Genomic DNA, 4769 nt, shown 5'->3' with positions numbered 1-4769 from the left:
CCGAGCGCCGCCGAACTCGACTACGCCGCGCTGGTCCTGTACGGCCCCGACGCGCGGGAAGACCGCCGGGGGCGCCTGTTCCCGGGCACGGTCTGCGACCCGGTGACGGCCGAGCACCGCCGGCGCGCCGAGGAGGTCGCCACGCTGCCGCTGCCGGGGAGCGCCGTACGTCCCCGCGAGTCGGCCGGCTCGTTCGACCACCGCTACGACGCCGAGGCCCGGGCCGACATCCCCTCGGACGGCTCGTGGCACACCATCACCGTCGGCGAGGTGCCGGTGGGGCTGCACACCGAGTACCTGTGCGTGCCGTCGCTGGAGCAGGCCGTCTACACGACACTGGTGCTCTCCAACACCACCGGTCAGGCGCTGCTGGCCGGTCCGCTGGAGGTCGCGGCCGACGGGCAGTTCCTGCTCACCACCTCACTGCCCACCCTCGCTCCCGGCGGTGTGTGCCGGGTGGGACTCGGCCCGAACGAGGCCATCGCGGTCACCCGCCGCACAAGCCTGCACGAGTCGACCTCCGGCCTGCGCAACAACGTGACCGTGCTCGACCATCGCGTCCACGTGGAACTGGCCAACCGGCTCACGGTTCCGGTGACCGTGGAGGTGCGCGAGCGGGTGCCGGTCGCCTCCGACGCGGAGGTACGCATCGAGGAGAAGGCCGACTGGACGGTGCCGTCCGACGGCGCGGAGGCCGAGGAGCACGCCCCGGGCACCCGGTTGTGGCGGATCGAGCTGCCGGCCCGTGCCACCGCCGCCCTCGACGGCGGCTACGTCATCCGCATCCCGGCCGCCAAGGCCCTGACCGGCGGCAACCGCAGGAGCTGACACGCGCATGCCCACGAGTCCCGTACCGATCGCCCTTCCCGTCACCGCCGTCACCTGCCTGGAGGACCGGGCTCACGTCGAACGCTCCGTCGTGCTCGACCTGGAGGCCGGTACCCAGCGGCTTCTGCTCGGGCCGATCAGCGCCCTCGCCGTCGACCGCAGCCTGCACGCCGAGCTGTCCGCCGGTCATCCGGCGACCGTGCTGGACGCGAGGATCGTCCGCACCTGGACACCGCGAGGTTCGGGCCCGGCAGCCGACGACCCGGCCCTGCGCCGACGCGTGACCGCTCTCGAAGCGGAGCAGGAGTCGCTGAGCCGGCGACGTCAACGCCTGCTGGCCCGCCTCGACCTGCTCGCCCGTCTCGCCGCCGACCTCCTGCGGGACATCGGCGAGGGCGCCGGCCTCGGTGAGGTGGACAGGGTCCGCTGGGCGCGTGAACTGGACCAGGTCGACGACGAACGCGACACCCACGGCGAGGAACTGCGCGCGGTGGAGGCCCGGTCGACCGCGCTCGACGCCGAACTCGCCGAAGTCCGGCGCGCCATGGAGCTGGCGGATTCCGCACCCGCCGAGCTGGTCGGCCACGTCGAGCTGACCGTACGAGCGGCCGCCGCCGGTCCGGCCGGACTGCGCCTGACCCATCTCACCCCGTGCGCGCTGTGGCGGCCCGCCTACCGGGCCGTGCTCGACGGGGACTCGCTCACCCTGGACACGGACGCGATGGTCTGGCAGCAAACCGGCGAGGACTGGTCGAACGTACGGCTGACCCTGTCGACGGCCCGCTCCGCGCGGGCCACTGAGCCGCCCCGGCTCGGGGAGGACAGGCTGACACTCCACGACCGCTCCCCGGCCGAGCGCCGCACCCTCCACGTCGAACTGCGCGAGGAGGACATCGCCGACCTCGGCCCTGTGCCCGTGCAGGGCCTGCCGGGTGTCGACGACGGCGGCGAGGTCCGCGTACTGCACTGCGACGCGGAGGTCTCGGTGCGGTCGGACGGACACGCCCACCGCGTGCCTCTTTCGTCGTTCACCACGTCCGTGAGCAGGGAGTACGCCTGCTCCCCCGAGCTGTCCCCCCTGGTCGGTCAGGTCGTGCGGTTCGACAACCGATCGGGCCACGCACTGCTCGCCGGGCCCGTGGAGCTCGTCAGCGGCAGCGGGTTCATCGGGCGCGGCACGCTGGACTTCACCGCTCCCGGTGCCTCCGCCGATCTTGCCTTCGGCAGCCGTGACGACCACCGGGTCCTGCGGCACACGGAGGAGACCCGGGACACGGCCGGCCTCACCCAGCGGACCCTGCTCACCCGCACGGTCCGGCTGCATCTCTCCCGTTTCTCGGCTCCCGGCGAGCAGGACGCGCACACGGTCGTCGTCCGGGAGCGCATCCCGGTGTCGGAGACGTCGGCCGTGGAGGTGGGGCTGCGCCGGGAGGCGTGTTCTCCCCCGCCCGACGAGGTGGACGCGGACGGCATCGCCCGCTGGAACGTCCCGTTGCCGCCGGGGGGCCGGCGCACCATCACCATGGTCTACACGGTCTCGGCGGACGCCAAGGTGAGCGGCCTGTGAGCCGGCCTGGGACATCGGTTCCCCACCGCGGGACGGTGGGGCCCCGATGCCGTTTCACGGCACGTTCAGGACAGCGGCTCGTAGGACGGGCCGTCCGGCGCGAGGTTGCGGGAACACAGCGTCACGTCCCTGCCCTCGAGATAGGCCAGCAGCCACTCACCGAACGTCATCTCGTGGAGAGTCCAGGCCGGACTGTCGAACTCCTGGACCACGACGCGCCAGGGCGACGAGGAGTCGTCGGGCAGGCGAAGGAAGATCCATTCCCCCGTCGTGGCCGACGCCACCGGTATCAGCTCGCCTGGGCTCGAACCCACCGGGCCGGGCAGGAACTCCGCCATGTCCTCCTCGCGCCACATTTCGAGATCACCCCGGACGCTGTCTCCCAGACTGTGCCGGAGATGGCCCGCGGGGTGCTCCAGATACAACTGCCCGTTGATCTGGATCGAACCGTAGGCGTCCACGATCTCACGGAAGTCCGCCGGGAACCGGAGTCCGAGTTCCTGTTCCAGTTCGATCCACGGCGCCGGATCCGACCAGTTGAACCGTGGTTCACCCAGCAGGGCTCGGATCTCTGAAAGCGTTGCCACCTCTGGGCCCCTTCCGGTACGTCGAACCGATGCCGGTCCTGGACTCGCATGTCCGGCATGAAATCACCCGCCGCCGGAGAGCCCTTCGGTGAGGCCCGGGTCGTCTCCCGGAGGCGGAGGTGGTCTCAGCGTGCCTTGAGGGCCGCGCGGTTCAGGGCCGTGCCCACCCGGGGGTCGGGCGGGCTGCCGGACGCGTCGACGCCGAGTTCTTCGACGAGCCGTCTGAGGTAGACGTCGACGGTGGACTCCACCAGCTCGGCGTGGACCGTCACGGCGCGGCGGCCACGGCGCCAGGCCACGAGCCCGGTCGGGACGGCGGCCACGGCGGCGGGCCACCACAGGCAGCCCAGCAGCAGGTAGCAGCCCGCCCACACCGAGCCGGCCACCGCCGCGTCGACGCGGGACCGGGAGGTGCGCAGTTCCGTTCTGACGTCCTCGGGCAGGACCAGCCACAGCCGGGTCCAGCAGGCGGCGAGGTCGATGCCGTACTGGTGGCGCAGCCGCGTCTCGGTGGCGGCCATGCGGTCCCCGGTGAAGGTGGGCCTGCGCGGTGGGGCGAGGGCGATCGCGTCGCGGTCGGCGGCGAGTTCGGCGAGCTGCTGCCGGACCGGTTCGTCGCGCAGGCTCGCCGGGGTCGGCTCGCGCAGTCGGCTGATGTCCGTCTCGAGCCGCTGCCAGCGTGCGAGCCGTCGGGCGGTCAGCCGGTCGGCGAGTGGCCGTGCCGGGCCCGGCCAGTCCCCGGTCCAGATCCGCTCGGCGCCGTCGGCGCAGGTCCGGACGAGGGCGCCCGCTGCCACGGCGGCGAGGACGATCGCGGCGACGACGGCGATCTGACCGAGGGTGGGCCACCGGCCCGCTTGCGTCGCCCAGTGACCGAACCGTTCGAGCAGGAGGGACCGGTCGAGTGCGGAACCGTGGCCGAGGACCGCGCCGGCGGCCGTGGCCGCGACGAAGAGCAGGCCGGGAACCGCGAGGGCGGACAGCCACTTCTCGGCCAGCTTCTGGCTGAGGCTGTCGATGACCGGGGCCACCGGGTCACGCCTCCAGGACGCGCAGCGGGCGGTCCCGCAGCCAGCAGCGCCCGCCGGCCGGAACCTCGCCGCCCGCCGTCCGGTCCGCCCGGAAGCCGCACCATCCGTCGGGGCAGTGGTACGACTCCCCGGCGGGCAGCGGCCGGGTGCCGAAGACCATGGCGCCGGGTTCGTCCCCGCGTACCGGGCCCGCCTCCTCGAAGACGAACGCCGGGATGTCCAGCCCCGCGACGGCCTGCCGCACGGGCGTCTCCGCCAGGACGGCGCGGACGGCGTCGTGCAGTTGGCGGAGCGTGCCTTTGCGCGCCATGTGCTCCGTGAGCGCGGGCAGCGCCGAGCAGAACTGGGCCCGCATCCTGTGATCGTCGGTCATCGGCCTCTTCTCTCCTCTCCCTGCGGTCCCTGCGGTCCCTGCGGACGTGACGGTCCCCGGGCGGCTACGGCCCGCTGTGGACGACCGACGCCCAGAACAGCGGTTCGCGGTAGCGCTCGTGTCCCCGGAGTGTCGTGATCGCCCGGTGCAGGGCGTGTGCGGCGCCCGGGGCGCCGGGTGTGCCGAGCTGCCGGTAGACCTCGCGGGCGAGCACCGGGGCCATGCGGTCGTCCACGGTCCACAGGCTGCCGATCACCTGCCGGTAGCCGCACAGCTGGAAGGCGGAGGCGACGGAGATGACCTCGTCGGCCAGTTCCTTGCCGGGAGCGGCGCTGTGACAGGCGGACAGGAAGGCGAACTCGGCGTGCGGCAGCCGCTCGGCG

The 4769-nt window shown here is 73.1% G+C and carries 6 protein-coding genes; 2 read left to right on the top strand and 4 right to left on the bottom strand.

Annotation, left to right across the window (positions count from 1 at the left end):
* Both CCN42_RS19810 and CCN42_RS19805 read left to right on the top strand, forming a co-directional pair.
* The coding region (locus tag CCN42_RS19810) for a DUF4139 domain-containing protein (RefSeq protein WP_143661959.1) at window positions 1-828 on the top strand (828 nt) is incomplete at its 5' end.
* A 7-nt stretch (window positions 829-835) separates the two neighbouring features.
* Window positions 836-2395, top strand: coding sequence for a DUF4139 domain-containing protein (locus CCN42_RS19805; RefSeq protein ID WP_086737463.1), 1560 nt, complete (start codon window positions 836-838; stop codon window positions 2393-2395).
* Window positions 2396-2460: 65 nt separating this feature from the next.
* On the opposite strand, the gene CCN42_RS19800 is transcribed toward CCN42_RS19805, so the two are convergent.
* From CCN42_RS19800 to CCN42_RS19785, 4 genes are all read right to left on the bottom strand, one after another.
* Window positions 2461-2982, bottom strand: a complete 522-nt coding sequence (locus tag CCN42_RS19800; protein ID WP_086737461.1) for an SMI1/KNR4 family protein — start codon at window positions 2980-2982, stop codon at window positions 2461-2463.
* Window positions 2983-3107: 125 nt separating this feature from the next.
* Window positions 3108-4013 (bottom strand): hypothetical protein, encoded by a 906-nt coding sequence (locus CCN42_RS19795; protein ID WP_086737459.1) that lies wholly within the window; start codon window positions 4011-4013, stop codon window positions 3108-3110.
* Window positions 4014-4017: 4 nt separating this feature from the next.
* A complete protein-coding gene (locus CCN42_RS19790; RefSeq protein WP_086737458.1) occupies window positions 4018-4386 on the bottom strand; it encodes a hypothetical protein in 369 nt (122 codons plus the stop codon).
* A gap of 64 nt (window positions 4387-4450) precedes the next feature.
* Window positions 4451-4769 (bottom strand): CHAT domain-containing protein (locus tag CCN42_RS19785; protein ID WP_143661958.1); only part of this gene is annotated, 319 nt, incomplete at its 5' end.

It is taken from the genome of Streptomyces glaucescens (assembly GCF_002154375.1).
GTDB lineage: Bacteria > Actinomycetota > Actinomycetes > Streptomycetales > Streptomycetaceae > Streptomyces > Streptomyces glaucescens.
This window is presented reverse-complemented; position numbering and strand designations above follow the sequence as displayed.